5 protein-coding genes are annotated in these 4,733 nt (G+C 37.4%); 3 read left to right on the forward strand and 2 right to left on the reverse strand.

All coding sequences use genetic code 11. The annotated features are described in order from the left end of the window. Positions 1 to 78: 78 nt before the first annotated feature. Together BAZSYMA_RS00710 and waaA are read right to left on the reverse strand one after the other, a co-directional pair. Positions 79 to 1,251 carry an SGNH/GDSL hydrolase family protein gene (locus BAZSYMA_RS00710; RefSeq protein ID WP_090714535.1) on the reverse strand — a complete coding sequence of 391 codons (1,173 nt, stop codon included), beginning with the start codon at positions 1,249 to 1,251 and terminating at the stop codon, positions 79 to 81. Positions 1,252 to 1,343: 92 nt separating this feature from the next. Beyond that, positions 1,344 to 2,585 (reverse strand): lipid IV(A) 3-deoxy-D-manno-octulosonic acid transferase, encoded by a 1,242-nt coding sequence (gene waaA / locus BAZSYMA_RS00715; RefSeq protein WP_090714538.1) that lies wholly within the window; start codon positions 2,583 to 2,585, stop codon positions 1,344 to 1,346. An 86-nt stretch (positions 2,586 to 2,671) separates the two neighbouring features. On the opposite strand from waaA, the gene cgtA reads away from it, so the two are divergent. The 3 genes from cgtA to BAZSYMA_RS00730 all read left to right on the forward strand — a co-directional run. Beyond that, positions 2,672 to 3,685, forward strand: coding sequence for an Obg family GTPase CgtA (cgtA, locus tag BAZSYMA_RS00720; protein WP_090714541.1), 1,014 nt, complete (start codon positions 2,672 to 2,674; stop codon positions 3,683 to 3,685). Further along, positions 3,678 to 4,451: a glutamate 5-kinase gene (proB, locus tag BAZSYMA_RS00725; RefSeq protein ID WP_090714544.1), complete on the forward strand. Its 774-nt coding sequence runs from the start codon at positions 3,678 to 3,680 to the stop codon at positions 4,449 to 4,451. Before cgtA ends, proB begins: the two co-directional genes overlap by 8 nt. A 68-nt stretch (positions 4,452 to 4,519) precedes the next feature. Further along, the coding region (locus tag BAZSYMA_RS00730; protein WP_090714546.1) for an antitoxin at positions 4,520 to 4,733 on the forward strand (214 nt) is incomplete at its 3' end.

Here is a 4,733-nt window from a genome sequence, read left to right on the forward strand (position 1 = left end):
ACTACAATCATAAGTTTTAAGGTTAGATCCTTAAAAGTTCCAGTACGATTTAGGGATACAAAAAATAGCAAATTTTCCTTATTGAGACAAAAAGTCTGAAGTTTTTTGTATAAGTAATTCACTTAACCCTCGATAGACAGCATCACTGGCATGAATAATATCATAAAAAGCATATTTCTCATCATTTAGTAATGATTGTGTGCAACCATTAACAAATTTTACTTCAAGCTCTTCATGCTCTAAAAATTTTATCACATTAAATGTATGATTAACAATATCGGATACACAGGCTTTGTGCCTAATTTTATCTGGCCATTTTTTCAAAATTTTAGAAAACTGTTTGCTAATTGGCAACCATGCAACTTGTTTTTTAGAAAAATATTGAGTAATATCCTGACCTAATTCTTGATTAAATTGTTCTGATAATTTAGATGTTATTTTCTCTAAAGATGTATTATAGAATGATGGTGCTTCTCCAACATTTGGCGCACCAACAACAAGTATTTTTTTTGCACCAAACTCTTGTAGTTTGTGGATAGCTTTAACCATAATAGGCATGAGATTAGAAATTTTCTCTTTTTTATTTGGCTCAGAAGAGCGTGCAATATTTATAATATCATTGCCACCTATCATAATGACGAATAAAGTATTTTTAATGTCCTTCTTATTGTCTTTCTTATTGTCTTTTTTATATTTTTCAATTTGATAAAGTAAAGACAAACGGTTAAATAATCCATCAACCAAACCTGAATAATCAGAGGCAATTGTTGCATTGGAGACTGCATAATTGTTGCCTGCTAGGGTTGGTAAATGTATGTTGTCAAGTATTTTTTTAATCAAAAAACTCACTTCTTTGTAGTGCTGACTGTTTTTCTTTTCTTTTTGAAAATCACTGTTTAATGCACTTGATGTAAAAATATTACTATAGGACTCTTTAATTTTATTGATGTCTGCGCTTGATTTTTTATAATGCCAAGCAGGAGAAAGTTTGATACCGTAATGTTGGGCCAAATACTCAACTGCCAATAATTTATTGCTAAACACGTGCCCGTTATGTGACGATGGTGGCGTGGACATATGGATATTTCTTAAACTGGTTACATGATTGGCAATTAAAAAGACATTACCTTGGTCGGACAAGGAATCTCCAAATACAACTAGAGATTTGGGCGCTCTTTCATTTTTTACACAACTAGCCAATACTAGCATTAGCAAAAACAACATACTTTGTTTTGTTATCTTGATTAACATAATTAACCCCTTTAAATAAAAAAAATATATCAATTTTATACTGTATAAGATGCCAATCAAAGAACCTTAGATTATTAAACAACATTTAATGCTTAAATATGCCGCTTAATTTGTTTAATTAAGGCACTTAACGCACCCTGTTGAGACTTAAAGTATTGATTGGCATTTTTACCTAGGTTGTTGGATTTTTTATCATCCTCTAGCAGTTGTGTGATTTCTTGCATCAACGCATCTGCGTTTTGCACTTGAATGCTGCCTTGTTGCGTGAGTAAATCTGTGGATATTTCAGTAAAGTTAAAGACATTTGGACCAAATAAAATTGGTTTTGATAGTGCTGCTGGCTCCAGCATATTATGTCCACCAGTCTCCACAAGGCTACCACCCATAAACACCACATCGGCCACCTCAAAATACGACATCATCTCGCCTATTGAATCACCTAACAACATATCGTAGCCTGAGGATGAAGCATTGCTAGAGCGTTTAACTGCTTTAATATTGTGTTTTTTTGCCAGTTTGTAAACTTCATCAAATCGCTCAGGATGTCTGGGAATGATAAGCATTAGTGCATCTAAAGGCCTGTTCAAATAAGCGTTAATAATCTTCTCTTCTTCACCTTTATGCGTGCTGGCAAACACCACCACCTTACGCTTTCCGATAATAGATTTTATTGCTTTGGTGTGGTTTTTATTTGTACTTGGATTTTGTTCAAATTTAATATTACCTGCAATTATTACTTTATCCTTATCAACACCTAACTTAATAAAACGCTCAGCAGAATTTTGATTTTGCGCAGCAATAACGCTTAATTTGTTGAGTGTGTGCATAGTTAGATTGGTAAATTTTTGGTATTTATTCAGTGAACGCTCTGAGAGTCTAGCATTGACTAGTAGAGTTGGGGTGTTATTTTTGTGCAGTGTGTGAATGAGATTTGGCCAAATTTCAGTTTCTAATAACAGGCATAAATCAGGCTGTACTTTCTTGATATAGCGTTTAACAATAAAGGAGATATCAAATGGAAAGTAAGTGTGTAATACTTTGTCTTGATATTGCTCGCTTACTGCCTTTGATCCTGTTGGCGTAGTACTAGTAACGAGTATTTTGTGACTGGGATAGACTTTAATCAAGGCATCAATTAAAACAATTGCTGCTCTAAATTCTCCCATTGAGACGCAGTGCACCCAAATGACACTACCTGTTATAGATTTAATGAAACCTAATCGTTCACCAATTCTTTGACGATAAGCAGGCGTTTTCAAGCCTTTTAGTAATAGACGCAACATCATAACTGGTAGCAGTAGAATTCCAATAAAGTTGTATAGGGCTAGATGCATTGACGGGTGGTATAATGTTGTTCATTAATATTTTAGTGCTTTTAAAGGGGCATTTGCACAATTATGAATAATCACATAAAAGCCTTATGAAGTTTGTCGATTCTGCATCAATTCGCATTGAAGCTGGCAAAGGTGGCGCAGGATGCTTAGGCTTCCGAAGGGAAAAATATATCCCTGATGGCGGACCTGATGGTGGCGATGGTGGCGATGGTGGTCATGTGTATTTTCGTGGACAAGAAGGGCTAAACACGCTCAGTGAATTTCGTTTTAATCGCTTGTTTAGAGCGAAAAATGGACAACCTGGGTCAGGGCAAAATAAACGCGGAAAATCAGCCCAACATTTAACCGTTGAGATACCACTCGGTACCAAGGTGTATGATTTAGAAACCGATGAATTAATTGGCGAGATGATTGAGCATGAACAAATGATGCTAGTTGCCAAAGGTGGTTTCCATGGTTTGGGCAATACGCGTTTTAAATCCAGTACCAATCGTGCACCACGAAAAACCACACCGGGTACACTCGGCGAGGTGCGTGAGATCGGGTTGGAGATGAGTGTGATGGCAGATATTGGTTTGCTCGGTATGCCAAATGCGGGTAAATCCAGTCTTATCAGGCAGATTTCCAGTGCACGACCAAAGGTGGCAGATTATCCATTTACCACGCTTCATCCATCATTGGGCGTGGTGTCGTATTACGATGAGCATATTGTCATGGCAGATATTCCTGGCTTGATTGAAGATGCCAGCGAAGGCGTGGGTTTGGGTTTTGAATTTTTAAAGCACCTATCTCGTGCTAAAGCATTATTGCATATATTAGATGTATTGCCGGCTGATGGTTCTGACCCGGTAAAAAACTTTTTGACCATTGAACATGAATTGGCAAAATACGACCAAGAATTGGCAGACAAACCCCGACTTTTGGCGATTAACAAAATGGATTTGTTGCCAGAAGATGAACGTGCAGCACTCACGGCTAAAATTGTTAAAGCGATTAAGTATAAAGGCAAAGTGTTTCATATCTCGGCGCTAAACGGTTTGGGTTGTAAGGACTTAATAGAAGGTGTGTTTGAGTTAACAAAAGAATTGAGTAATGAATAAAAGATGGGTAATTAAAATAGGTTCAGCGCTACTAACCAATGATGGCAAAGGCTTAGACAAAGTTGCCATTGCTGCGTGGGTGAGTCAAATTAGTGAGCTCAAATGCCAAAATATTGATGTGGTTTTGGTGTCTAGCGGTGCGATTGCTGAGGGTATGAAGCGCCTTGGTTGGTGTGAGCGTCCAGAGAACATCCATCAATTGCAAGCCGCCGCTGCTGTTGGTCAAATGGGTTTAGTGCAAACTTACGAGTCTTTATTTGCTCAGCAAAATATCCATACTGCACAAGTCTTACTCACCCATGACAACCTTACCAATGTAAAGCAAAGCAATAATGTTAGTGCCACACTAGATGCTTTATTAGCCTTAGGTACTGTGCCAATTGTCAATGAAAATGACACGGTTGCTACCGATGAAATCAAGTTTGGCGACAACGATGCCTTGGCGGCATTAGTGGCAAATTTGGTTGGCGCCTCTCAACTGGTTATTTTGACCGATCAAGGGGGCGTATATGACGCCGACCCGCGCCAAAATGCAGACGCTACATTGATTAATAAAATTCATGTGGATGATGAAAAACTTGAACAAGTCGCTAGTAGGGCAGGTGGTTCATTAGGCTCTGGCGGTATGTACACCAAAGTTCTAGCTGCCAAAACTGCTGCCAAAACTAATATCAATACTGTCATCGCCTCAGGCAAAACTAACGATGTACTTACAGGTTTGCACGCAGGTGAGGCCATTGGTACTTTGATTCATTGTCAATCATAAATTTACTATTAATACCTTTTCAGTTAAAATAGTATATACTTAATTGTATATATTTTTTAGGGGTTATTATGCTAGCAAAAGTATTTAAATCAGGAAATTCTCAAGCTGTTCGTTTACCAAAAGCTATGCGTTTTGATGTGAGTGAAGTAGACATCACTAAAGACGGTGATAATTTAATCATTAAACCTATTAAACCCAATTTAGCAGACGCATTTTATGCATCAGGTGAATTGCATGATGCTTTCAAGGATTTTGAGAGGGACGATACACCGCCAATAGAAA

Source organism: Bathymodiolus azoricus thioautotrophic gill symbiont, from assembly GCF_001298715.1.
In the GTDB taxonomy this organism is placed as follows: Bacteria; Pseudomonadota; Gammaproteobacteria; order PS1; family Pseudothioglobaceae; genus Thiodubiliella.